General features: G+C 68.6%; 18 protein-coding genes and 1 pseudogene. 15 read left to right on the top strand and 4 right to left on the bottom strand.

What is annotated here, in order from left to right:
• Positions 1-113 precede the first annotated feature (113 nt).
• Together H4Q84_RS01870 and H4Q84_RS01865 are read right to left on the bottom strand one after the other, a co-directional pair.
• On the bottom strand, positions 114-1163 hold the full coding sequence (locus H4Q84_RS01870; protein WP_248581716.1) for a hemolysin family protein: 1050 nt from the start codon (positions 1161-1163) through the stop codon (positions 114-116).
• Complete coding sequence (locus tag H4Q84_RS01865) at positions 1156-2505, bottom strand: hemolysin family protein (RefSeq protein ID WP_248581715.1); 1350 nt, start codon at positions 2503-2505, stop codon at positions 1156-1158. Before H4Q84_RS01865 ends, H4Q84_RS01870 begins: the two co-directional genes overlap by 8 nt.
• 249 nt (positions 2506-2754) lie before the next feature.
• Here H4Q84_RS01865 and H4Q84_RS01860 point away from each other — a divergent pair, with 249 nt between their 5' ends.
• From H4Q84_RS01860 to H4Q84_RS01850, 3 genes are all read left to right on the top strand, one after another.
• Complete coding sequence (locus H4Q84_RS01860; RefSeq protein WP_248581714.1) at positions 2755-4302, top strand: sulfatase; 1548 nt, start codon at positions 2755-2757, stop codon at positions 4300-4302.
• A gap of 111 nt (positions 4303-4413) precedes the next feature.
• Positions 4414-6054, top strand: coding sequence for a DUF1800 domain-containing protein (locus H4Q84_RS01855; protein ID WP_248581713.1), 1641 nt, complete (start codon positions 4414-4416; stop codon positions 6052-6054).
• A 5-nt stretch (positions 6055-6059) separates the two neighbouring features.
• Positions 6060-7298 carry a DUF1501 domain-containing protein gene (locus H4Q84_RS01850; protein WP_248581712.1) on the top strand — a complete coding sequence of 413 codons (1239 nt, stop codon included), beginning with the start codon at positions 6060-6062 and terminating at the stop codon, positions 7296-7298.
• Between the two features lie 81 nt (positions 7299-7379).
• On the opposite strand, the gene H4Q84_RS01845 is transcribed toward H4Q84_RS01850, so the two are convergent.
• Positions 7380-8873: an amidase gene (locus tag H4Q84_RS01845; protein ID WP_248581711.1), complete on the bottom strand. Its 1494-nt coding sequence runs from the start codon at positions 8871-8873 to the stop codon at positions 7380-7382.
• A 74-nt stretch (positions 8874-8947) separates the two neighbouring features.
• Between H4Q84_RS01845 and H4Q84_RS01840 the strand changes: the two genes are divergently transcribed.
• The 5 genes from H4Q84_RS01840 (at position 8948) to H4Q84_RS01820 (ending at position 13083) form a co-directional block, all read left to right on the top strand.
• A complete protein-coding gene (locus H4Q84_RS01840) occupies positions 8948-9889 on the top strand; it encodes an NADP-dependent oxidoreductase (RefSeq protein WP_248581710.1) in 942 nt (313 codons plus the stop codon).
• A 75-nt stretch (positions 9890-9964) separates the two neighbouring features.
• The gene (locus H4Q84_RS01835) at positions 9965-10141 is read left to right on the top strand and encodes a hypothetical protein (RefSeq protein ID WP_248581709.1); all 177 of its coding nucleotides are present in this window, start codon (positions 9965-9967) and stop codon (positions 10139-10141) included.
• A gap of 12 nt (positions 10142-10153) precedes the next feature.
• Positions 10154-11584, top strand: coding sequence for an FAD-dependent oxidoreductase (locus H4Q84_RS01830; RefSeq protein WP_248581708.1), 1431 nt, complete (start codon positions 10154-10156; stop codon positions 11582-11584).
• 20 nt (positions 11585-11604) lie between these two features.
• Positions 11605-12012 (top strand): YjbQ family protein, encoded by a 408-nt coding sequence (locus H4Q84_RS01825; RefSeq protein ID WP_248581707.1) that lies wholly within the window; start codon positions 11605-11607, stop codon positions 12010-12012.
• A 27-nt stretch (positions 12013-12039) separates the two neighbouring features.
• A complete protein-coding gene (locus H4Q84_RS01820) occupies positions 12040-13083 on the top strand; it encodes a phosphatase domain-containing protein (protein ID WP_248581706.1) in 1044 nt (347 codons plus the stop codon).
• A 457-nt stretch (positions 13084-13540) separates the two neighbouring features.
• On the opposite strand, the pseudogene H4Q84_RS01815 reads toward H4Q84_RS01820, so the two are convergent.
• Positions 13541-14017, bottom strand: a pseudogene (locus H4Q84_RS01815) (IS3 family transposase); the annotation flags it as partial.
• A 1714-nt stretch (positions 14018-15731) separates the two neighbouring features.
• Here H4Q84_RS01815 and H4Q84_RS01810 point away from each other — a divergent pair.
• The 7 genes from H4Q84_RS01810 to H4Q84_RS01780 all read left to right on the top strand — a co-directional run bounded on the left by H4Q84_RS01810 (position 15732) and on the right by H4Q84_RS01780 (position 22911).
• Positions 15732-16502 (top strand): hypothetical protein, encoded by a 771-nt coding sequence (locus H4Q84_RS01810; protein ID WP_248581705.1) that lies wholly within the window; start codon positions 15732-15734, stop codon positions 16500-16502.
• Complete coding sequence (locus H4Q84_RS01805) at positions 16502-17182, top strand: hypothetical protein (protein WP_248581704.1); 681 nt, start codon at positions 16502-16504, stop codon at positions 17180-17182. Before H4Q84_RS01810 ends, H4Q84_RS01805 begins: the two co-directional genes overlap by 1 nt.
• Entirely contained in the window at positions 17183-18046 is an 864-nt protein-coding gene (locus H4Q84_RS23315) for a neocarzinostatin apoprotein domain-containing protein (protein ID WP_349238396.1), read from the top strand. It begins immediately after the preceding gene.
• A gap of 841 nt (positions 18047-18887) precedes the next feature.
• Positions 18888-20162 (top strand): MFS transporter, encoded by a 1275-nt coding sequence (locus tag H4Q84_RS01795; protein ID WP_248581702.1) that lies wholly within the window; start codon positions 18888-18890, stop codon positions 20160-20162.
• A 117-nt stretch (positions 20163-20279) separates the two neighbouring features.
• Positions 20280-21242, top strand: coding sequence for an ATP-binding cassette domain-containing protein (locus H4Q84_RS01790; RefSeq protein ID WP_248581701.1), 963 nt, complete (start codon positions 20280-20282; stop codon positions 21240-21242).
• 26 nt (positions 21243-21268) lie between these two features.
• Positions 21269-22114, top strand: coding sequence for an ABC transporter permease (locus H4Q84_RS01785; RefSeq protein WP_248581700.1), 846 nt, complete (start codon positions 21269-21271; stop codon positions 22112-22114).
• A 5-nt stretch (positions 22115-22119) separates the two neighbouring features.
• A complete protein-coding gene (locus H4Q84_RS01780; RefSeq protein ID WP_248581699.1) occupies positions 22120-22911 on the top strand; it encodes a hypothetical protein in 792 nt (263 codons plus the stop codon).
• Positions 22912-23098 lie beyond the last annotated feature (187 nt).

Raw genomic sequence — 23098 nt, 5'->3', positions numbered from 1 at the left:
GCTCGGGCACGGCGTGCATCCTCAGACTGCTTCTGTGAACTGATCCGGACGGGGGCGAGCCCACCCTATATAGCGACGGGGCGTGCACGGCGTACCGCCGCCGCAGGGCGGGGTCAGACGTTCTCGTCCTGGTGGGAGGCGTCGCGGATCTCGCCGACCAGCTCCTCGAGCACGTCCTCGAGCGTGGCGATGCCCAGGGACTCGCCCTCACGCGACACGACTCGCGCCATGTGCGCACCGCGGCGCTGAAGGCTCTCGAGCACGTCGTGCAGGAGCTCGTCGGACGCCACCGTCGCGAACGGCCGGATCCACTTGTCGTCGACGGCGCTGCCACGGCGCGACTCGTCGGTCTCGAGGACATCCTTGATGTGGAGGTAGCCCATCAGGCTGCCGTCGTCGTCGACCACCGGGAAGCGGCTGAAGCCAGTGGCCGCGCAGACCTCTTCGACGTCGGCGACCGTGGCACCGCGCAAGACCGTGGTCAGGCCGTCGACCGGCATGAGCACCGACGAGACCGTCTTCTCGATGAACCCGAGCGCACCGGCGAGCCGGCCGTACTCGTCGTCCTCGAGCATGCCCTCGCCGCGGGACTCCTCGACCAGCGCCGCGACCTCCTCGCGGGTGAAGGTCGAGCTGATCTCGTCCCTGGGCTCGACGTTGAGCAGCCGCAAGGTCGCGTTGGCGATCGCGTTGAGTACGACGATCAGTGGGCGCAGCAGGGTCACGACCAGCACCATCGGTGGGCCGAGCACCAGTGCCGACCGGTCGGGGCCGGCGAGCGCGATGTTCTTGGGCACCATCTCCCCCAGCACGACGTGGAGGTAGACCACGATCGTCAGGGCGACGACGAACGACACCGGGTGCAACCACGACTCGGGCACGTTGACGGCCTGGAAGACGGGCTCCAGCAGGTGGGCGACCGCCGGCTCGCCGACGGCACCGAGACCCAGCGAGCAGATGGTGATGCCGAGCTGGGCGCCGGCCATCATCAGCGTGACGTTCTCCATCGCCATCAGGGTCGTGCGGGCGACCCGCGAGCCCTGCTGGGCGCGCGGCTCGATCTGGCTGCGCCGGGCACTGATCAGCGCGAACTCCGCGCCGACGAAGAACGCGTTGAAGGCCAGCAGCACGACTGCCAGCAGAACGCCACCGAAGTCACTCATCGGCGCCCACCTCCTTGACGCGCATCGTGATCCGGTCGACGCGCAGGCCATCCATCCGCTCGACGGTCAGCTCGACCTGGTGCTCGCGGCGGTCGCCGGAGTCGTCGAGGTCGGAGAGTGACAGCTCGGCCACCTCGCCGTTGTCGGGCACTCGCCCGAGACGCTGGAGCACCAGGCCGGCGATCGTGTCGTAGGCCTCGTCCTCGGGGAGCTGGATGCCGGTCAGGTCCTCGACCTCGTCGGGGCGCAGCAGACCGGAGAGGGTCCAGGTGCCGTCGCGTCGCAGCCGGGCGCGGGTGCCGTGACGGTCGTGCTCGTCGGCGATGTCACCGACGATCTCCTCCACCACGTCCTCGAGGGTCACGATGCCGGCCTGGCCGCCATACTCGTCGAGGACGACGGCCATCTGGAACCCGTCTTCGCGCAGCAGGGCTAGCAACGGGTCTAGCCGGAGTGAGTCGGGTACGACGATCGGCTTGAGCATGATGTGTTTCACTCGCGTGGTCGCGCGTTCGTGCACCGGCAGCGCGACGGCGTGCTTGACGTGGACGGTGCCGACGACGACGTCCTCGTGGTCGAGCACCGGGAAGCGGGAGTGCCCGGTGCGGCGGGCGAGCTCGATCACGGCGGCGGCGCGGTCTCCCTCTTCGAGCGAGGTGGTGCGCACGCGCGGGGTCATGATCTCGCCGGCGGTGCGGTGGCCGAACTCGACCGACCGTTCCATCAGCTCGGCGGTCTCGGCGTCGAGGGTGCCGTGGTCGGCCGATCGCTGGACGAGCGAGGCGAGCTCCTGCGCGCTGCGCGCTGAGCGCAGCTCCTCCTGCGGCTCGAGGCCGAGGCGACGGACGATGGCGTTGGCGGAGCCGTTGAGTACGGCGATCGGCCCGGCCATCCCGCGGGTGAACACGCGCTGGAAGCCCTGGGTCGTGCGCGCTGTGGCCAACGGGGCCGAGATGGCGAGGTTCTTGGGCACCAGCTCGCCGAAGATCATGGTGAGGAAGGTGCCGGTCAGCAGGCCGAGCGCGATGGAGATGCCGGGCACGAAGCGCTCGGACACGCCGGCCGCCCCGAGCGGGCCGTCGACAAGCTGCGCGATGGCCGGCTCCGCGAGGAAACCGATCGCCAGGTTGGTGACGGTGATGCCCACCTGGGCCCCCGAGAGCTGGGTCGACAAGGACTTCAGTGCGCGCTGGACGCCGATGGCCTTCGCGTCGCCGGTCTCGGCCGCCCGGTCGACCGAACCGCGGTCGACGGTCACCAGTGCGAACTCGGCCGCGACGAACAGCCCGCACGCGAGGACCAGGAGAAGGGAGACGCCGAGCAGGATCAGCGGGGTCAGCACGCGGCACCTGCCGGGGCGGTCAGAGGGGGGTGCTGGGGCTGGCTACTTTGAGGCCCGTCCATGTGAAGAGATCATGTCTTCCGTTGTCGGCGATGATGCCCGAACTGTATCGGCCCTGCCTTACTCTTGGCCCATCGCGCACCCCTGGCCGGGTGCCGTCGACGACCATCTGACGCATCGACCACGGGGACCGATCCATTGAGCGGCTGGAGAAGCAGCGCTGCTGCTGTCCTAGCAGGTCTGTGCGTCGTGGGCTTCGTGGGCGCGGCGGCAACCAGTGGTGCCGACTCCGGCTCGTCCGACCGGTCCGGCGACAGCGGGCTGGCGCTGATGACGGGCGAGCCACCCGATCCGGATGCCGCGTTCCCCGGCTCCGTGCCCGCGCCCCGCCGGGGCACCGCAGTCGGCGCCGACCGCCCCGACAAGACGGCACAGTCGTCGCGGCCCAACGTGGTCGTCGTACTCACCGACGACCAGGCCGACTACGACCTGCGCTGGATGCCGCAGACCCGCGAGGCGCTCGGCGACGGCGGCATGGAGTTCACCGACGCGATCTCCCCGCACCCGCTGTGCTGCCCGGCACGGGCCGAGCTGATCACCGGTCAGTACGCCCAGAACAGTGGCGTCCGGCACAACAACGGCCCGCACGGCGGCTACGCGGCGCTCGACCCGGTGGAGACGATCGGGAAGTGGTTCCAGGACGCCGGCTACCAGACCGGCTTCGTCGGCAAGTATCTCAACGGCTACCACGCCAACGACGGCCGCAACTCCGGCTGGACGCTGTGGGACCCGCTCGTGCAGGGCGTCTACGAGTACTTCGACTTCGCGTTCTTCAACGACGGCCAGGGGGTGGCGGCGTACAAGAACTACTACGTCACCAACGCCGTCGAGGAACGCACCAATGCAGCGGTGCGCACCTTCTCCCGTGACGACGAGCCGTTCTTCCTCTACTCCTTCCACCTCGCGCCGCACTACCGCTTCACGAAGCAGGGCCACCCGGTGCCGCCGCCTGCCGAGGGCCGCGACCGGGAGGCGTACGCCGACGCCGAGCCCCCGTCGATGAGCAAGCCGAGCTTCAACATGGCCACGCAAGGCAGCCGACCCGCGTACCTGCGCGGCCGTGCCCAGCGTGAGGTGGGCGAGGTGCGCGGGACGTTCCTGGCGCGGATCCGCTCGCTGCGCGCTGTCGACCGGTCCGTGGCGTCCCTGGTGGCCACGCTCAAGGAGACCGGCGAGTGGGACAACACCTGGCTGTTCTTCACCAGCGACAACGGTTACTCCCTCGGCGAGCACCGCTTCGTCGGCAAGAACGTCATCTCCGAGGAGGCCTTCCAGGTGCCGCTCCTCGTGCACGGCCCGGGAGTCGTGCCCGGCTCCATGTCCACGTTGCCGGTGAGCACCGTCGACCTGCCGGCCACCTTTGCCGACATTGCCGGCGTCACTCCCCTGCGCGACATCGACGGCTCGTCGCTCGCGCCGGCGCTGGTCGGGCAGGCCAGCCCGTTCCGCGACACGACGCTGGTGCAGACCGGCAAGTCCTACGGCGACGGCTGGGCCTACCGCGGTGTCCGCACGTCTCGTTACACCTATGCCGTGCAGGGCTCGGGTGGCGACGTGCTGCTCTACGACCGGGCGCTCGACCCCTACGAGATGGTCAACCGCGCCGAGGACCCGACGTACGCCGCGATCCGGACCCGGCTCGAGGCGCGTCGTCAGCAGCTCATCGGTTGCGCGTCCTGGACGTGCAACCCGGTCTTCGGGCTGCTGCCCGAGCCGACGGCGCCCGTCGCGCCCTGACCACCTGGGCCATGCCCGGATGGTCGATCGGCCATTTGAGGGCCGAACCCGACGCACCACGTTCGCGGCGTACCTAGTTTTAGGTATGTGACCTGTTCAGTCGGCCCGACCATGCTCGAGACGCCCGTGGCCTCCAGGCGGGCGGTGCTGACGCGGGTCGCGGCCACCGCCGGGCTGGTCGCCGCGGGGCCGGGCATCGACCTGGTCACGCCCGTGCCGGCCCTCGCCGCACCTGGCCGGACGAAGCAGCGCAAGAAGGGCAAGCAGGAGAAGAGGAGCAAGAAGGCGCGCAAGAAGGCCCGCTCCACGGCGTATCGGAGGAAGACGGTCGTGCTGTCGACAGCCGACCGGCACCTGGTGGGCCGCTTCTCCTACGGCATCAACGCCGGCCTCGCCAAGCAGGTCGCTAGGGCCGGCGGCGCGAAGGCGTGGTTCGAGGGCCAGCTGGACCCGGCCTCGATCTCCGACGCGTACACCGACGGGCTCAAGTCGTGGTGGCCCGGACTCGCCAACTCGCCGCAGGTGCTCTGGGCCAACACCCAGAGCGGCGTCGAGCCGAGCTGGCAGGTGATGGCCGACTACCAGCGCTGGGCGCTGGCGCGGCGCATCCACTCCGGGCGGCAGCTGCTCGAGGTGATGACGGAGTTCTGGGAGAACCACCTGCACGTGCCGGTCAACGGCGACGGCGCGTTCACCTACAGGGTGGCGTACGGCGAGCTGATCAGGCGGCACGCGCTCGGCTCGTTCGTCGACATGCTGACCGACGCGATCACCCATCCGGCCATGGGGATCTTCCTCAACAATGCTGTGTCCACCCGCCGGGCGCCCAACGAGAACCTGGGTCGCGAGTTGCTCGAGCTGCACACCGTGGGGCGCGGCAACTACGACGAGGGCGACGTCAAGGACTCCGCACGCATCCTCACCGGGTGGCGCGTCGACGCCTACAGGACGTGGAACGCCGGCTACGTCCCGGGTGACCACGCGACCGGCGCGGTGTCGGTCATGGGCTTCAACGACCCCAATGCGTCGACCGACGGTCAGGACCTGACCCGCCGCTACCTGCGCTACCTGGCCCTGCACCCGGCGACCGCGCAGCGGATCGGGCGCAAGCTGGCCGTGAAGTTCGTGCGCGACGACCCGCCGCAGACCTTGGTCGACGAGCTGGCGTCCGTGTACCTCGCCAACGACGGCCGGGTCATTCCGGTGTTGCGGGCACTCGTCGGGTCATCGGCGTTTGCCGGCTCCGTCGGCGCCAAGGTGCGCGACCCCGGCGAGGACGTCGTGGCGACGTACCGCGTGCTGGGTGTGAGCCCCACCAGGCCCACGACCGATGACGACGCCGCCAACGCGATGCTGTGGCAGGTCGCCAGCCTGGGCGCGGTGCCGTTCGGCTGGGCGCGTCCCGACGGCGCCCCGATCGACAACGCGTCGTGGGCGACCACGTCGCGGATGCTGGCCGCGTTCGACGTCCACTACTCGCTCAGCGGCCAGTGGTGGCCGTCGAAGGGCGCAACCTTCGCCAAGCACGTCTCGTGGCTGCCGCAGAAGCAGATCCGCTTCGACCGGTTCGTCGACCACCTGTCGCGGCAGCTGCTCCAGCGGCCTGCGTCACCGACCATGCTCAAGGCGTGCGGCGAGGCGACCGGCATCGGCCGCAAGACAGTGATCACCCGCAAGCACGACCTCGTCAAGTGGGGCATGCCGCGGCTGCTCACGACCCTCCTCGACTCCCCCACCCACATGAGCCGGTGACCGCCATGACCGCACAGACCTGCTGCCCCGAGTACGCCGGCGTCTCACGCCGCGGCTTGATGCTCGGCACCGCCGGGGTGGCTGGCACCGCGATGATGTTCGGCGCCTCCCAGGTCGCCACCAGTGCGTACGCCGCGGCGCCGGCCCCGTCGGTCCTCGTCGTGTTGTCCCTGCGCGGTGCAGCCGACGGTCTCTCGCTCGTGGTGCCGCACGCGGACCCGGTCTACTACCAGGCGCGGCCGCGCATCGGCGTACCCGCCGAACGCCTGCTGGCAAAGGACGGCATGTTCGGGCTCCACCCGGCGCTCGAGCCGCTCCTGCCAATGTGGAACGCCGGCACCCTTGCCGCCGTACACGCGACCGGACTGCCGGCACCCAACCGCTCGCACTTCGCTGCCATGGAGGAGGTCGAGGACGCCGCGGCCGGCTCGACCACCCGCAACGGCTGGCTGAACCGGATGATCGGCCTGGACGCGACGAACTCTCCGCTGCAGGGGCTGAACCTGGGAGAGGCCGTGCCGCCGACGTCGATCTCAGGGCCGCAGCCCTACATGTCGGCCACCGACCTCGACGGCATCAAGATCGCCGGCGCCGACAAGTGGGACATCGGCCAGGGACGCCGCCGTTCCCTGAACACCCTGTGGGGCCAGGACACCTCCGCCCTCGGCGCGACGGCCCGCGCGACGTTCCAGGCGGTCGACGAGTTCGCGCCGGTCGCAGCGCAGCCCGAGAGCTCCGCGTCGTACCCCGACGGCGACCTCGGGGACGCCCTCAGGCACGCCGCCCGGGTGATCCGAGCCGACGTCGGCGTGCAGGTGATCACCGTCGACCAGGGCGACTGGGACATGCACACCGACCTAGGCAACCTCGACCGGGGACAGATGCGCCTCAACGCGGCGAACCTCGCCACGGCGATGGCCGTGTTCTTCGCCGACCTCGGCACGATGGCCGGCAAGGTCACGCTGGTGACGATGAGCGAGTTCGGCCGGCGGGTCACCGAGAACAGCAACTGGGGTCTCGACCACGGCTACGGCAACGTCATGTTCGTCGCCGGCGCCGGGGTTGTCGGCGGCCGCTACTACTCGCGCTGGCCCGGTCTGACCACCGGTGCTGACGCCGACCTGCTCGTCACCACCGACTACCGCAGCGTGCTGGCGGAGGTCGTGAGCACCCGTTTCAACGCGGACGTCTCCCGGGTGTTCCCGGGCTTCACCCGCGAGCCCGTGGGCGTCATGCGCGCCTGAGCCAACAGTCCTCGGCAGACGGCTCGGAGATCGCACGCACAGGGGTCGTGCGATCTTCGAGAACCCAGCCCCTGCGGCGGGTCAGGGCGAGGTGGCCGGCGCCGGGTACCGCTGGACCCAGGGCTGCGCCTCCTCCAGCTGCGCCGCCAGCCGCAGGAGATCGCCGTCCGCGCCGAGACGGCCGACGAACTGGACCCCGAGAGGCAGTCCGGCATCGGTCCAGTGCAGCGGCACGCTGATCGCGGGTCGTCCGGTCAGGTTCGCGAGCTGCGTGTACGGCACCCAGCCCAGGTTGTCGGAGATGATCTCGTCCATCACCCCGGACGCGGCGAGCAGCTTGCCCGCGCGCAGCTTCCTGACCACGCGTGCGGCCTTCTGCAGGCGGTCGGGCGTCCTGGTCGACAACACCGGGAGCGGCGGCTTCGCCAGCGTCGGCGTGAGGAAGTAGTCGTAGGTCTGGTGGAACCCGGCCAGCGAGTGGATGTAGTCGTTCACACCCTGGAGGGCGCGCAGCAGCGGGAGCATCCCGGTCGCCCGGCCGAGCTCGGCGCTCGCGAGGGTGTCGGCCTCGAAGTGGCTGTCCGGTGAGCCGAGGCGCATCTTCACGTCGGCGACCTGCCCGTACAGCTGGGCGAACCAGATCGTCAGGAAGTCGCGCGCCAGGGCCTCGTCGTCGTACGGCGGGGAGACCTCCTCGACCTGGTGGCCCAGCTCGGTGAGCAGCTTGGCGGCGCCTTCCACGGCCGCGATCGCCTCCGGGTCGGGGTTGGCGTTGATCGCCGAGGACGCTGAGTAGCCGATGCGCAAGGTGCCCGGACGCTCACCGAACTGATCGGCGAACGACACCTCGTGCCGCGCACCTGCGTAGCCGGCGCGCGGGTCGGGTCCGATGATCGTGTCGAGCAGGGCGGCGGTGTCGCGGACTGTCCGCGAGAGCACGCCCTGGGTGACCATCCCGAACATGACCTCGCCGGTCTGCGGACCGTAGGGCCCCAGGCCGCGGCTGGTCTTCAGGCCGACGAGCCCGTTGCAGGCTGCCGGGATCCGAATCGAGCCGCCGCCGTCGTTGGCCCCCGCCGCCGGGACGATCCCGGCCGCCACGGCCGCACCGGAGCCGCCCGACGATCCGCCGGGCGTGTGGCCGGTGTTCCACGGGTTGCGCGCCGGCCCCCAGTACTCGGACTCGGTCACGCCCTTGGCCCCGAACTCGGGGGTGTTGGTCTTGCCGAAGATGACCAACCCGGCGTCGAGGAAGCGCTCGGTGACCAGCGCGTGGCGCTCGGCCACGTCGTCGGCCAGTGCTCGACAACCGTTCGACGTCGGGAACCCGGCGTACTCCTGGCCGAGGTCCTTGACGAGGAACGGCACTCCGGCGAACGGTCCCCGGAGCGAAGCGTCGGCGGCGCGCTCGTCGGCAACCTGCCCGAGATCGGCGACGACTGCGTTCAGCGTCGGGTTCACCTCGCCGCATCGCTGGCGGGCGAGCGACAACAGCTCGGTGGGCGTCACGTCACTGCTGGCCACCAGCCCGGCGAGGCCGGTGGCGTCCTGAGTCAGGTACTCGTCCAGCTCCATGGCCGGACAGTACCCGGCGGAATAGGCCGTCGCGCCGCATCGTTGCGGACACACACATCGACGAAGGGTGACTCATGAGCACGGTTGTGGTGGCGGCGGCGTACGGCGGTCCTGAGCACCTCGAGGTCCGCGAGGTCGACGTGGCCGCACCCGGTCCCGGCGAGGTTACGCTGGAGGTGCGCGCGGCCGGGATCAACCCGATCGACGTGAAGTCCTACAGCGGGATGATGAGCACCGATGAGTCTGAGCTGCCCAAGAGGCTGGGTCTTGAAGTGGCCGGGGTCGTCACAGCCGTCGGCGACGACGCAGTAGGCCCCAGCGGGCCGATCGCCGTGGGCGACGAGGTGGTCGGCTACCGGGTCACCGGGGGCTACGCAGCTACGCTGAACGCGCCCGCGTCGTCGGTCTTCCCGAAGCCACCGAGCCTGTCCTGGGAGCAGGCCGCGGGCATGTCGCTGACCGGCGTGACGGCCTACCACCTGCTCGAGGCGACCGGAGTCAGCGAGGGCGACGTCGTCTTGGTGCACGGGGTCGCCGGCGGCGTCGGCCTATCCGCCGCCCAGCTCGCGCTCGGCCGGGGAGCCACCGTGATCGGCACCGCGGCCGAGCACCGGCACGAGACCCTGCGCGGTTACGGCATCGTGCCCGTCGTGTACGGCGCCGGGCTGGCCGATCGCGTCCGCACAGCGGCTCCCGACGGGGTCGACGTCGCCCTGGACACGATCGGCACAGACGAGGCGGTCGACGTGTCAATCGAGCTGGCGCCGCTCGACCGGATCGCCACCGTCGCCGCGTTCGGCCGTGGGGACACCGGCATCAAGCTGCTGGGCGGCGGACCGGGCGCCGACCCCGGCACCGAGATCCGTGAGGGCGCACGCCTGGTGATCGCCGAGCTCGCCGGCCGCGGCGAGCTCGACGTGGTCGTCTCCCGGACCTTCCCGCTTGCCGAGGCTGCCGACGCGCACCGGTTCGTCATCGAGGGCCACGCGGGCGGCAAGGTCGTGCTGCTGCCCTGAGTGGTCGTTTGCAGATCCTGGATGCGGGTACCGCATGGCATCCCCTCACCACGTCCCACGCACAGGAGCAAGCAGATGAGCTCGTCGTCCTACAGCACCGTGCCCGACATCGGAGCCGACACCGAGCCTGATCTCCGGGTCGACCTCGAGAACGACGAGGATTCGGACCCCGCCCGCCACGCAGATGAGTCCGAGGGCTGGACCGACGAAGGCGGCGCGACCCCAACCGGACCGGCGACCGCCGACGACTGAGTCGGTCGCATCGTGACCTCCCTCTGGCTCGACAACTCCGTTCCGCTCCCCGACGACGTCCTGCCCGACCCGGACGAGCCGCTCGACGCCGTCGTCGTCGGCGCGGGGCTGACCGGTCTCACCACCGCGTTGCTCCTCGCCCGCGCCGGCCAGCGGGTCGCGGTGGTGGAGGCGCGCCACGTCGGCGCCGTCACGACCGGCAACACGACGGCAAAGCTCTCGCTGCTGCAGGGCACCCATCTTTCCCGGATCCGTGATCACCAGTCGCAGAAGGTCGCCTCGGCGTATCTCGACGCCAACCGCGAAGGCATGGAGTGGCTGCTGCGGTTCTGCGACGACCACGGGGTCGAGGTGCAGCGCCGCCCGGCTGCGACGTACGCCGCGACGAAGGACGAGCAAGCCGACGTGGAAACGGAGCACCGCGTCGCCAGCGACCTTGGACTGTCGGTCCGCTGGCAGGACGAGCTCGAGGTGCCGTTCCCGAACTTCGGTGCGACCGTGCTGGCCGACCAGGCGCAGTTCGACCCGATGGACGTGCTGGCAGCGCTCGTCAACCAGCTCCGCGCCCACGGCGGCACTCTCCACCAGGGTCACCGGGTCAGAGGGGTGTCCCGGCTCGGCACACCGACCGTGCGGTTGGCTGGTGGCGAGACGCTGCGCGCCGGCCAGGTCGTGCTCGCCACCGGAACGCCGATCCTCGACCGCGGCCTCTACTTCGCCAAGCTCGAGCCGTTGCGTTCCTACGGGCTCGCGTTCGAGGGCGTCGAGCCCCCGGAGGGGATGTATCTCTCGGCCGGGTCGGACAGCCGATCGGTGCGCGACGTCCCTCGGGACGGCGGGAACCGTCTGCTTGTCGGCGGCAGCGGCCACGTGGTGGGGCGTACCCGCTCGGAGCTCGCCCACCTCGACGCGTTGCGTGCGTGGACCGAGACCTGGTTCCCCGGCGCCGTCGAGACGCATCACTGGTCGGCCCAGGACTACCGGAGCCACGACGGCATCCCGTTCATGGGGCCGCTCCCCCGCGGCGGCGGGCGCATCCACGTGGCAACCGGATACGAGAAGTGGGGCATGACCAACGCCGTCGCAGCGGCGCGGAGCATCTCGGCGCAGATGCTCGGATCGAAGCCGGCGTGGGCGAAGACGCTCGGCCACCGGATCACCCGCCCCTCCGGTGCGGCCGAGATGGTGCGCACCAACCTCGGCGTCGGGGTGGCGCTCGCTGGGGGCATCGCCCGCGTTGCGCGCGACCGGCTGCCGGGCGGCGACACCCCGTCCACCGACCCCTCCTGCCGGGTGGTCGGCGTGTGCACCCACCTGGGCGGCGTACTCAAGTGGAACGACGCCGAGGAGAGCTGGGACTGCCCGCTGCACGGTTCGCGTTTCACGGCTGACGGTGAGGTGCTGGAGGGGCCGGCGACCAGGCCGCTGCTCAAGCGCTCCTGATCCCTGGCACGATCTGGCTCATGGACACCGAGATCCGGCACTACCGCACCGGTGACGTCGAGCGCGTCCTCGACGTCACCCGCGACTGCGCCAGTTTCGTCTCGTCTCGTGGTTCCGGGCTGCTGCACGTCTTCGTGCCGCACGCGACGGCCGGCATTGCCATCCTCGAGGCCGGCGCCGGCAGCGACGACGACCTGCTGGCCGCGCTCGCCGATCTCCTGCCCGCCGACGACCGCTGGCGACATCGGCACGGCAGCCCCGGGCACGGGCGCGCGCACGTGATGCCGGCCTTCGTGCCGCCGTACGCGTCTGTACCCGTGATCGACGGAGAGCTCACGCTTGGGACGTGGCAGAGCATCTGCCTGGTCGACCTGAACGTCGACAACCCCGTGCGGGACGTGCGGTTCAGCTTCCTGTCGGGCGGCTGACCGTCCGGCATGCGGAACAATGACCGGATGGCAGCAGAGAGGGGCAGTCTCCGGCCCCGCAGCGCAGCCCGCGCGGAGGCCCTGCTGCACGCGAGTCTCGATCGCCGGCTCCGGTCGCGGGGCTGGACACCCGGGGTGGTGCCGTACGTCGCGTACGGCACGGCCGGCTGGACCCGGGTCCTCGCGCGCGTCCTGCTGACGTCACCGACGCCGGGACGCGAGGAGCCGGAGAACGCCCGGGGCTGGCGTCGCTTCGTCACCGCGTCGGCCTCCGACGTCCCGGTCACCGTCCAGCTCGGCGAGCACCGCCACGTGGTCACGAGTGACAGTGGCGGCTACGTCGACGTACGCCTGGATTCGGCCTTCGAGCCCGGCTGGAACTCCGCGACCCTGGCGACCGACGGCTCGCCTCCCGTCGACGTGCCGGTTCGGACCGTCGCGCCCGGACCGGGGCTGGGCCTCGTCAGTGACATCGACGACACGGTGATGGTGACGATGCTGCCGCGGCCGTTGATCGCCATGCGCAACGCCTTTCTGCTCAGGGAAAGTGCTCGCCAGCCCGTGCCCGGCATGGCCGACCTGTACCGCGAGATCGTGGCCGCCGAGCCGGGCATCTTCGTCGTCTACCTGTCCACTGGCGCGTGGAACGCCGCCGGCGCACTAGGCGACTTCCTGCGGCGACACGGCTACCCGATGGGACCTCTGCTGCTCACGGACTGGGGACCCACCCAGACCGGGTGGTTCAGGTCAGGGCAGGACCACAAGCGCCAGCAGCTGCGCCGGCTGTTCGAGGATCTCCCCCAGCTGGACTGGCTGCTCGTGGGCGATGACGGTCAGCACGACCCGTCCTTGTACGCCGAGGCAGCCACCGCCGCGCCCGACCGCGTGCTCGCGGTGGTGATCCGTGAGCTCAGCACCACCGAACAGGTCGTCAGCCACGGGACGCCGTCGCCCAAGGACGACGCGACTCTCCACGCCGGGCTGCTCGACGATGCCGTGCATGCCAGCGACGGGTACGGCCTGATCAAGGGACTGCGCGTCCGCGGCATCGTCCTGGGCCGTACGTCGTGAAGCTCATCGAGCTCGGGTCCGCCGCGGGGACCCTGCACGCCACCTGACCGGCACTCCGATGCGGGCGCCGGTCGCGGCCATCTCACGGACGAGCGGGAAGACCATCTTCTCGGCGGGTTCGCCTGGGACAGGTAGGCAGCAGCCCTGCGCAGGATCTCGTTCTCCTGCTCCAGCAGCCGGATCCTGTTGTTCAACTCGCGCAACTCCCTGCGGTCGCCTTCGCTGAGGCCGGGACGGTGGCCGCCATCGATGTCTGCCCTCTTCATCCAGTTGTGCAGGCGACCCTCGGAGATCGCGCGTCCTTCGCGATCTGGTTCAACGGAGCCTGATCCTTGACGTCGTCGCGGAACTCCGTGAGATTCGGCTTCGGCATGGTCGACATCCTTCCGAGGAGGTCGAAGCCTCACAGGTCAGGTGACCTGCCCTACTGCTTGGTTTCCACTCGCGGTGGTGAGTCTCAGGCTGGGATGGTGTTCTTCTTCTCGGAGATGAGTTCGTACTCGATTGGGGTGCGGTAGCCGAGGGCGGAGTGGCGGCGCTGACGATTGTGGAAGATCTCGATGTACTCGAAGATCGCGTTCGCGAGCTCGACCCGGGTCTTCCATTTCTTGCGGTTGAGCAGCTCGATCTGCATCGAGGACCAGAACGATTCCATCATTGCGTTGTCCAGGCCATCGCCGACGCTGCCGAACGACGGCATGAGGCCCGCTGAGCGGATCTTGTCGCCGAAGGCCCAGGACGTGAACTGAACGCCGTGGTCGGCGTGGACGATCCCGCCCGGCTCCGGCAGCCGGTTTCGGATGGCCATGTCGAGTGCGTTGACCACCAACGTGGAGTCCTGCCGGGAGTCGATCGACCAGCCCACGATGCGCCGGCTGAACGCGTCGAGGACCGCGGCGCAGTAGATCTTCCCTTCGCGGGTGGGGTGTTCGGTGTAGGGGTCGGACCGGGGCGCCCTGCCAGCCTTTCGGCTGGTGGGTCTCCCTGGCCCGCCCTCCGAACCGGACGTGCGACTTTCACCGCATCCGGCTCTCCACGTGGTCATGCCGTTGGTGCGGGTGATCCCTTTGTCGGTGCGCTCGACCATGGTGTGGGGATCTTGGTGCCCCCGGTAGCGGTAGCGCTCGATAACGATCGCTTCCGGTCGGAACATCTCGATTCCTCCGGCGCGGATCTGCCAACCGGGCAGGTAGCGCCGGACCAGGGTGTGCATATTCAGCCCGACGTGTCGTTTGCGGAGCCAGCCGACGATCCGCCAGAAGGCGAAGTGATCGACGTAGCCGAATGTCCGCGAGGCTCCGGCCGGAACGTCTCTGCGTGTTCGAAGGTCCTGCTGCTGCGGTGCAGGACGTACGGACTGACCAAGAAGTTGTGCCCGCGCTTGAATGCGTAGCCACCTACCGTGACTGGGCCGGCTGCGGCTCGATGAATCAGCCAGGTGGGCGGATGCAGACGAAGAGACTCTAGGACCACGCCACGCAAAAGGACGTTCGAGGCGCGCACTTCGTCCACGACGGAGGGCGACATGCCAGCAATGTGCATCAGCGTCCACGCCGCGCCAGCTGCGGGGATCCGCTGGGAGGCGAGCAGCGATCCAATGAGCAGGTCTGCCGTGCGTCGTGCTGTATGCCCCGCGGCGTGTGCCGCGTTGGCAACTCTTGAGGCGTACACGGCGAGCGCGCTTTGGTCTTTCGCTGCGCAGTAGAAGTGGATGAGCGGGAGAACCTCACTCTGGAGAGCAGCGTGCGCGCGACGCACCCGGACATTGACGGGTGTAGGTACGTAGCTGGGCAAGGAGAATGGATTGCCGAACACATCGCTGAGGGCATCGAGGAGCTCCTTGACCAAGTCGCGCACCCTGGTCCCCGCGTCCCCGAAGTAGAACCGGGCAATCGCGCCTGACATTGCCCCCTCCAGCACTGGTAAGGGATCCAGAAACGACGAACGTGATTCGTTGGCGAAGGCATCCGCAACATGGTCGCGACATAGGGCCTCTAGCGGCCCCAGTGCTGCGGGTCGAAGCCCCGCGTTCAGGAGCTGTCTGGCGGGATCCACGACCGAGGCCGCACCCAGAGTGCGCCGCCGGTTGAGAAACGTGCCAGGAATGACAAACGACGCGTGGTCCTCCAACAGGCCCTTCGCCATCTCCGCGTCATTGACCACCGTCGTGTTCGTGTCAAAGGAAACGAGATCTCCATACTCGTCTCGCAAAGCCAACAGATAGCCAAGCCGGTCGGCCTCATATGAGGCCAACGAGGCACCGCCGGGGCGTGGCCCCGGCGGCCTCAACCGCGTTGCCCGGCGGGGCGTCACGGCGTCCGCGTCCTTGACCGGCCCGAGGTCAGGTCCAGATGTAGGTGGCTGCGGAAGAGCGCCCCTGAGCGCGCTGAAGGGCTCGGGCGAGCGCGTGCTTGAAACGGGTCATGGTCGACTCCCTGCCTCGATGATCGAGGCCCAAGTGTCAGGTATGACTTGACGAACGACAGGGAGATCTTGACGGCGTGTCGGGAGATTGTTTGCCGCCAGGGTTCGTTCCCGCTTCGACACCGGTTGAGCCGAGGGGCCTCGGTAATGGCGTCAAGTAAACCTTGACAAAGAGTCACCGATCCTCGAATCTTGCGGTGGGCACACACTCGGGGGTGGGACGGGTGGCCTATCTGCTGCCCGCCAATAGAAGAAAGATCAACATGAGCAAACGCCGCATAACAGCTGCTGCGACTCTTTGCTGTTTGGCCCTCGCGCCTTGGGCCAACTCAGCTGCCGCTGATTCACAGGACAAGCTGGACGAATATCTCGCCAGCCCCTACGTATCCACCAACGACCAGGGCGAGATCACTCTCGACTTGTTGGCGGGCGGTGAAGACGCGTACCTCGACACCGTGGAGGCAATGCCGGTCCTCGACGACCAGACCATCACGGTCGTCGTTCCGGAGCTGCCGACTCTTGCCGAGCGGATCGAGGCGGACGCGCAACTCGAGGCGCACGAGCCGCACAATCGCAACGAGAACGCCGCTTGCCCGACACTGTTTAGCTCGCCACGATCCGCTCGTGGCGCGCGCCCGGACTTCGGTTGCGATTCCGGGACGGGTGCTGAGAAGTCGGGGCCGGTGATTCCGGGTCCACTACGTCAGAGCGTCCAGTCTGCTTTGCAAGCCGCGCTGCAATACAACCTGGTCGATGGACAAGTGCCTTCCCTGGTCGTGACCGAGAAGGCCGGTCGGGTCGTTGTTAACGTCACCGGCGATTGGGCCACCTACGTTGGCGCCCAGGAGAAGCACCTCGCTGAGCTGCAGGAGCTGCTCATTCGCACCGTCTACTCCGACCAACGCGCAAAGTCGTTGCGGCTGGAACTGCAAGGTTCGTGTTTCAACTTCTCGACGTCACTCGGCGGCGACGTATGCTCGGAGGTCGGGTTCTGATGCGCAAGACAATCATGGTGTGCCTTTCCCTGGCGCTCACCGCACTTGCACTCATGACGGGCGCCAGCCCAGCCAGTGCGGACTCAACATTCCAGCCTTCGTTTTGGAATGGGAGATCGGTCTACCTATCCGTGGCCTGCCACGATGGAAACGATGGTGTACCCGGCGGCCCGTGCATCGCCAACATCGGATGCAGCAGTTACAACGAGAACACCGGGTCCTACAACCTGGCATCCCGGGCAGCCATCGGAACCGGGACCGGCATGAACCTGGTCGAGCGCGGATACAAGGCGCGCATCGGTGACGGGACCCTCAGTGCGAACCTTGGCAACTCGAATGCGTGGGGAGCCGATCTCCACATGCCCCTGCACAGCAATGCCGCAGGAAGCGGTCCATGCTCTGGAGGCACCGCATCGGTTAGGGGAACGTGGGGCTTGTACGAGGATGCCGGTGACGCTAACTGCGCCAACCACATCGTGCAGAAGGTCGGCGGCCTGAGTCCTGGATACAACGACAAGCCCGTCGCCAGCGGCGGGCTGGGGGAACTGCGGGCGAACGCTCCGTCGTGCTACTTCGAGTCCGAGTTCCACACATGGGCGAGCGGGAGAAACTTCCTGGTCGACCACCTCAGCTGGTCCTACAAGGTCGGCGCGACGGCTGACGCCTACTTCGGACGATAGATGAGGGGTCGCTCGACAACCGTCGCACTGCTCGCGGCTGTCCTTGTTGCAACCGCCGGGTGTGCCCTTGTGGAGGACAAGGGCGCACCCGGCGCAACAGAAGAGTCTTCTAGCAGTTCCGCGACGGAGGTGAACGGTGCACCTGAGAGCGCCCTGAACGTCGCGGGGCGACTTCGCCCCGGACGCGAGGTCACCGTCACGGCAACGAACTTGAAGCCTCGTCAAACGTTCCTTTTGGTGCAATGCGCCTCCCAACCCTTGGGCGCTCAGGAGACGTTGGAAAAGGTGTGTGACCTCTCTCGTCCCGTCAAGGTGCGCGTAACGACCAACGACCGTGGACGGCTGACTACAGGGTTCACGCCTCGGGGAGCCATCGGCGTAGGTGCCCGTACGGAAGTGGATTGCCTGCGCTCGGCGTGTTACCTCGCGCTGGCAGGGTCGCAGGACAAGGCCGTCGCGTCGACGCCGATGACCTGGCGACGAAGCGCGAGTCTCCCGAAGCGACCCCACCTCATGGTCGAATCCATCACACGTGAGGCGGGCCCGATATGGGGCACGGCCGCGGTGCGGGGATCTGGTTATGCCGCCAACGTCCAGATCGAGGTATCGCAGTGTCCCGCCAGCGCGCCAGGTGCGAGCGTGGACGCACTCGACTGCCTGTACGACACCACTGGGATCTTCCGGTCCGATGCGACGGGAAGCTTCGTTGGCGAGATGCAAGTTGCTTTCAAGTTCCAGCGAAGCGACGGTGAGCTCATCGACTGCGCCGCCTCGCCGAGTAACTGTGCCTTGGCTGTTCCCTTCCCCAATGGATACGGGGTTCGGATGAGCCGGGTGCTGTTCAGCACGGTCCTTCGCCCTTGATCGCCGCGAGAGCACCGGTCGACACCCGCTGATGGGTGTCGCCCGGTGAACTCCGTCGACCGCGCAGACCCAAGAAAGAATGCAATCGACAAGTTCGCCAGCTCATCCTTGTCGCACAACGACTGGAAGAAGCCGCTCTGGGCAAACCGACGCATCGGAGGCGTAGCCGGCGTCCCGCAGGTTCATGCGCAGACCGAAGGACACGGCAACGCTCGCAGGGCCGGAGCAGTCAAAGCTGCATCATGGGCAGCGACCGGACCGCCATGCATCACCACCAACAGCTCCGCTGCTGTGTGCCATCTCGTTGAAGCGCGACCGTTGTCGGACGATCGGACTAGGCTCCGGCACGTTCGGGTTGCAAGTGCGGTCCGTTTCTCGGTCAGGGGGACCCAGTGGGCTTGTTCGATCGGTGGCGCAAGCAGAAGCCTCAGCAACCGAGCATTCGCGCCACGGAGTCGCTGTTCAACCCCGACACCCCCGGGGCAGTTGCCCAGTCGAACGGGGCCAGCGCGATCGCGCGGGCACGGAACTCGGGAGGGTAGGGACGGGGCACGGTCGGAGCCTTTCAGTCAGGCCCTCGACTCACCACCGGATCTGGAAACCAAACCGTGGGTCAGGTCAAGGTGACAACCAAACTCTCGGCAGACCCACCGACGCGAACACCCTCGATGTGACCGTCGAGGTGAGTGCAGCCGCAGCGCCCCCAGACCAGCGTTGTCGCCAAGGTCGCCGGAGGCGCCGAGGAAGCCGACTGAGAGGGCACCCCCGCTCCTTGCTGCGACGCCTCGGCTCGGCACGTCACTCAGCGTGACCGGCAGGACCGCTTGCCTAGGCTTGCCGCGTGGCTACTCGTCGACCGTCCTCGGGTCTCGCTGACTCGCGCGGCGGATCCGGGCCGAGCCCGGTGCCCCGCGGGCGACCCGCTTGGTCGCCCTGGCGGACGGTGGTCGCGTTCGGAGCTGTCAGCCTCGCCGGCGACATGGTCTATGAAGGCATGCGCTCGGTCGCTGGGCCGTTCCTGGGGAGTCTGGGAGCCTCAGCACTGCTTGTTGGGCTAATCACCGGCGCCGGCGAAGCCGTCGCGCTGCTCCTGCGATTGTTCTCTGGTCCGCTCGCGGACCGCAGCGGCCACTACTGGTCGCTGACCATCCTCGGGTACGCGATGACCGCCGTCTGCGTTCCGCTACTGGCGGTAGCACCGTTCGTGGGCGGCGTGGGGCTCGCCCTGGCGGCCACGCTCATCCTGCTCGAGCGCACCGGGAAGGCCATCCGGAGCCCGTCGAAGTCCGCCTTGCTCGCGCGCGTCGCCGTCTCGGTGGGCCGCGGACGCGGATTCGCCGTACACAAGGCCCTGGACCAGGTTGGGGCGGTCGCCGGACCCCTCGTGGTCGCCGGTGTCATCGCCCACGCTGGTGTCCAGTGGCCCGCGTTTGCCGTGCTGGCCATCCCGGGCACGGTGTGCATCTTGCTGTTGTTCACCCTCAGACGCCACTCGGACGTCGCGCAGCCCGAGATCGAGGCCGCCCCCACCGCCGACATGGCGGGCATTGAGCCGCGGACGCTGCCCATGCACTTCTACGCCTTCGCCGTCTCGTGCGCACTCGGCACGCTGGGGTTGATGACGTTCGGGGTCATCTCCTACCACCTCGTCGACGCCGGACTGTTCACAACAGCCGTGGTGCCTCTCCTGTACGCCGCGGCGATGGCGACAGAGGCGCTGGCGGCTCTTGTCACCGGGTTCGCCTACGACCGCTGGGGTGCCCCCATTCTGTACACGTTGCCGGCCGTCATCATCGCCGTCCCGGCGCTCGCCCTCTCCGACACCTGGCCCCTGGTCCTGACCGGTGTCCTCATCTGGGGCGCCGCGACCGGTGTCCAGGACTCCACCGTCAAAGCGCTGGTGGCCGACTTGGTCCCCCAACGCCGGCTCGCCACCGCGTACGGGGTGTTTGCGGCGTTCCAGGGCGTGGCGGCTCTGGCAGGCGGGACGCTGGCCGGTGGCCTCTACGACGAGCACCGCGCCCTTCTCGTGGTGCTGGTGGCACTGGCGCAGGTCCTCTCCGCGGGCCTGCTCGTGGTCGCGTTGCGGCGTCGCGGCGCGCACACGCCGACCTGACCACGACCGTGTTGCACATCTAGTGGTCCCCCTTCGCCGCGGTGCAGCACGTCACGCAGGAAGGAGTTACAGCCTGCGGTCATGTTTCCTTCATGTTGGACTCATAGCGTCCGGGGCATGAACGATTTTCTGGCCGTGGACGCGCAGGGCGTGACCAAGACGTACGGGTCCGTACGTGCGGTCGACGACATGTCCGTCCGGGTTGCTGCAGGCGAGGTCTACGGCGTCCTCGGTCCCAACGGTGCCGGCAAGACGACCTTCCTGCGGATGCTCTTCGGGTTGATCCGTCCCGACGCGGGCACCATTCGGGTGTTCGGCAGGACGTGGGAGGAATCCGGAGTCGGCGTGCTAGACGGGGTCGCGGGATTCATCGAGAGCCCGCGGTTCTACCCGTACCTCACCGGTCGACAGAACCTTGAAGGCCTCGCGCTCCTCGACGGAGGTGCGCCGACCGGCCTGCTTGAAGAGGTGCTGGACGTCGTGGAGATGAGCGACCGCGCCGACCAGAAGGTGGGCGGCTACTCCTACGGCATGCGCCAACGCCTCGGCGTCGCGGCCAGCCTGCTGCGCGAACCGCGGCTGCTCATCCTCGACGAGCCCGCCAACGGGCTCGACCCTGCGGGCATCAGAGACATGCGCGCGTTGGTAAAGCGGCTCGCCGACCGCGGCCTGACGGTGCTCCTCAGCTCCCACGACATGGAAGAAGTAGAGGAGATCTGCGACAACGTGACCATCATGACGCGCGGCACGGTCGCCTTCCACGGCACCATCGCTCAGCTCCGGACGATGGCCCCCGATCCCGGTCACGTGCTGGCCACCACCGACGACATACACGCATTGGGCTTGGCCCAGGACCGGCCCGGGATCATCGTGGCGCGCGACCCGGAAGGGGCGCTCATCGTGACCGGCCCGCCGAGCCACGTGTCGTCGTACGTCGGATCCCTCGTGCGCGCCGACATCGGCCTGCTCGCCTTCACCCCGACCCGGACCCCGCTGGAGGCTTTGTTCTTCATGCTCACCGAGGACCCCACCCATCAGTCCCTGGACCGCCCCGCCGAGCTGCAGGACGCAGTCCGGTGACGACCACGCCGACGGCTCCATCCCGCATGGCCAGGCCTGACCACGTCGCCCGCCGCCGTGCCGGTCTCCTTGCAACGCTGAGATGGGAGGTCCGTAAGCTGCGTGCGCAGTACCGCGCCCGCGCCATCCTGCTCGTGGCCGCCCTGGCCCCCGTCGCGATCGTGGTGGTCATCCACGGGCAGTCCCGCCCACCGAAGGACTCCCTGTTCGGACGCTTCGCCATCGACAACGGGTTCGCACTGTCGCTGCTCGTGCTCGGCTTCGCCTCGCAGTGGTTGTTGCCCCTGCTCACAGCCGTCGTCGCCGGCGACGTCTTCGCCAGCGAGGACCAGCACGGCACCTGGAAGACCGTGCTGACGCGCTCGACTAGCCGGAGCCGGCTGTTCTGGGCCAAGACCATCACCGCTGTCGGCTTCGCCACGCTGGTGCTAGCCCTGCTCGCGGTGTCCACGATCGCGTCGAGCTGGGTGATCGTCGGGCATCAACCGCTGATCGGGCTCTCCGGCCAGACAATCCCCGCCGGAAGTGCCCTGCAGCTCGTGGCCGAGAGCTGGGCGACGACGCTCGCCCCGATGCTCGCGTTCACCTGCCTGGCGATCTTGCTCTCCGTCTGGTCGCGCAACCCGGCGGTCGGCATCGCCGCTCCCGTCGTCCTCGGAATGGTCATGCAGCTGGTCGGTGCACTCGGAGGCGTCGAGGCGATCCGCCCGTTCCTGGTCACCACATCGTTCGAGGCCTGGCACGGCCTGTTCACCGCACCCTGGTTCTCCGGACCCCTCGTCGAGGGTCTGCTCGTTAGCGGGGGCTGGTGCTTTGTCTCGCTCGCCGTCGCCTTCGCCCTGCTCCGCCGTCGCGACATCACTGGAGGCTGAACACCGTGCGCCGCATCACCCTCATAGCCCTCGTAGCCCTCGTCGCCCTGGTCGCCGCAGTCGCCTTCGGCTCGGCCGTCGCGGTCGGCGGCCATGGCAGCAGCGTCACCCGCGCCCGCCTGGAACGGTCGCTCCCGGTCACCTTCGCCAACCTTTACGTCGAGCAGGCACGCATCCTGGGCCGCGACGACCTCACCCCTGAATCGCTGCACGTCGAGGCCATGTGCGACAAGCACGGGCCGCATGTCGCCGACGTCGGCCCGGGCGGCGACTGGGTCTGTCTCGTGGGTTGGACCGACCCGAAGCGGCCGCTACCGCCCGAGGGCTACGGCAAGTTCGAGCTCAACGTGCACAGCAACAGCTGCTACACAGTCACCGGACCCAGCAAGATCATCGGGTTCCTCACCATCACCGACCCCCGCGGGCGTGAAGTCTTGAACCCGGTCTTCGAGTTCGACGGGTGCTTTGACCCGAACGGCGACAACGCCTCGACCGGCGTGGCCTTCCCCTCGCTGCTCAGCGTGACGAGCACTTCCGTGACGCCGGACGACCAAGGTCGGGTCGGGTTGCAAGTGAGCTGCGGGGCAGGGAGTGGAGGCTGCTCGGGCACAGTGACCGCGAAGGCCGGAGGCCGAGACCTAGGCCCGTTGCCGTACAGCTTGCAGGAGCAGTCCACTGGCACGCTGACCTTGCCCACATCGGTGCCTGACAGCGTCGATGGGGTGTCGTTCCAGCTGCGGTCTGCGACCGGCGTCAGCCCGACGTCACCCGTCTCACTGCCGGTGCAGCGCCCGTAGACCCGCTGATCGAGGACGGCACGCCGACCAGCGATCCCTGTGCACCATCGGCATCGCGGTCGTAATGGTTGCCGGGCCGCGGGGCCATCCGACCACCATGGCGGCGACGGTCCTCAGCACCTCCCCCACCAGCACCACCACCGACCGGCTGCCGGCCTCGTCTCATGTGCCGATGCTCTCCGTCTTG

This window comes from Nocardioides sp. InS609-2 (assembly GCF_023208195.1).
Taxonomy (GTDB): domain Bacteria; phylum Actinomycetota; class Actinomycetes; order Propionibacteriales; family Nocardioidaceae; genus Nocardioides.
The sequence above is the reverse complement of the archived record's forward strand: the minus strand, read 5'-3'. Positions and strand labels throughout refer to the sequence as shown.

Excerpts from the sequence above, each read along its gene's own strand:
- H4Q84_RS01870 (WP_248581716.1), bottom strand. The coding sequence starts at position 1,163 with ATGAGTGACTTCGGTGGCGTTCTGCTGGCAGTCGTGCTGCTGGCCTTC.
- H4Q84_RS01855 (WP_248581713.1), top strand. The coding sequence starts at position 4,414 with ATGCTCGAGACGCCCGTGGCCTCCAGGCGGGCGGTGCTGACGCGGGTC.
- H4Q84_RS01850 (WP_248581712.1), top strand. The coding sequence starts at position 6,060 with ATGACCGCACAGACCTGCTGCCCCGAGTACGCCGGCGTCTCACGCCGC.
- H4Q84_RS01845 (WP_248581711.1), bottom strand. The coding sequence starts at position 8,873 with ATGGAGCTGGACGAGTACCTGACTCAGGACGCCACCGGCCTCGCCGGG.
- H4Q84_RS01840 (WP_248581710.1), top strand. The coding sequence starts at position 8,948 with ATGAGCACGGTTGTGGTGGCGGCGGCGTACGGCGGTCCTGAGCACCTC.
- H4Q84_RS01835 (WP_248581709.1), top strand. The coding sequence starts at position 9,965 with ATGAGCTCGTCGTCCTACAGCACCGTGCCCGACATCGGAGCCGACACC.
- H4Q84_RS01825 (WP_248581707.1), top strand. The coding sequence starts at position 11,605 with ATGGACACCGAGATCCGGCACTACCGCACCGGTGACGTCGAGCGCGTC.
- H4Q84_RS01820 (WP_248581706.1), top strand. The coding sequence starts at position 12,040 with ATGGCAGCAGAGAGGGGCAGTCTCCGGCCCCGCAGCGCAGCCCGCGCG.
- H4Q84_RS01805 (WP_248581704.1), top strand. The coding sequence starts at position 16,502 with ATGCGCAAGACAATCATGGTGTGCCTTTCCCTGGCGCTCACCGCACTT.
- H4Q84_RS23315 (WP_349238396.1), top strand. The coding sequence starts at position 17,183 with ATGAGGGGTCGCTCGACAACCGTCGCACTGCTCGCGGCTGTCCTTGTT.
- H4Q84_RS01790 (WP_248581701.1), top strand. The coding sequence starts at position 20,280 with ATGAACGATTTTCTGGCCGTGGACGCGCAGGGCGTGACCAAGACGTAC.
- H4Q84_RS01785 (WP_248581700.1), top strand. The coding sequence starts at position 21,269 with ATGGCCAGGCCTGACCACGTCGCCCGCCGCCGTGCCGGTCTCCTTGCA.